The sequence below is a fragment of the Clostridioides sp. ZZV15-6598 genome, from assembly GCF_020657705.1.
GTDB classification, from domain to species: Bacteria; Bacillota; Clostridia; order Peptostreptococcales; family Peptostreptococcaceae; genus Clostridioides; species Clostridioides difficile_F.
Map to the genome: position 1 here is coordinate 1 of NZ_JAGWCS010000303.1, position 766 is coordinate 766.

The 766-nt window shown below is 49.5% G+C and carries 6 tRNA genes; all 6 read right to left on the minus strand.

Annotated features, from left to right (window positions below):
- Positions 1-91: 91 nt before the first annotated feature.
- A tRNA-Met gene (locus tag KGF50_RS21730) sits at positions 92-168 on the minus strand.
- A gap of 7 nt (positions 169-175) precedes the next feature.
- Positions 176-251 (minus strand) — tRNA-Phe (locus KGF50_RS21735).
- A gap of 3 nt (positions 252-254) precedes the next feature.
- Positions 255-331, minus strand: a tRNA-Ile gene (locus tag KGF50_RS21740).
- Positions 332-336: 5 nt separating this feature from the next.
- Positions 337-413, minus strand: a tRNA-Pro gene (locus KGF50_RS21745).
- Positions 414-473: 60 nt separating this feature from the next.
- Positions 474-549, minus strand: a tRNA-Trp gene (locus KGF50_RS21750).
- 54 nt (positions 550-603) lie between these two features.
- Positions 604-680 (minus strand) — tRNA-Pro (locus KGF50_RS21755).
- Positions 681-766: the final 86 nt, after the last annotated feature.

Sequence of the window (766 nt, forward strand, 5' to 3'; positions counted from 1 at the left end):
GTTATCAAAATATCTGGCTTTATGGTTTGTTTCTTGTTTTATAAATTAACCTACTGTTTAATTTTCAAAGTTCTTTATTGATATAGTTAGATGGTAGCGGTAATAGGAGTCGAACCTATGACCTTTCGGGTATGAACCGAACGCTCTAGCCAACTAAGCTATACCGCCGTATTTCTGGTGCCCAGAGGCGGAATCGAACCACCGACACGGGGATTTTCAGTCCCCTGCTCTACCGACTGAGCTATCTGGGCAAATGGTGGGCCTAGCTGGACTCGAACCAGCGACCTCACGCTTATCAGGCGTGCGCTCTAACCACCTGAGCTATAGGCCCTTATTTGGTCGAGGTGAAGGGACTCGAACCCCCGGCCCCATGGTCCCAAACCATGTGCGCTACCAAACTGCGCTACACCTCGAAATATTATTTACTATCTTATATTACTCTAAAAACTATTTTTTTTCAAGTCCTTTTTATTTGGCAGGGGTGGAGGGACTCGAACCCCCGGCGCACGGTTTTGGAGACCGACGCTCTACCAGCTGAGCTACACCCCTATGAAGAATAATGGACCTTCAGGGACTCGAACCAACTGAACTAAAGGTCTTGGTTGGTCGAGGTGAAGGGACTCGAACCCCCGGCCCCATGGTCCCAAACCATGTGCGCTACCAAACTGCGCTACACCTCGTTTTTTAAATGGCGGAGAAGGAGGGATTCGAACCCTCGCACCGGTTACCCAGCCTAATCCCTTAGCAGGGGATCCTCTTGAGCCAC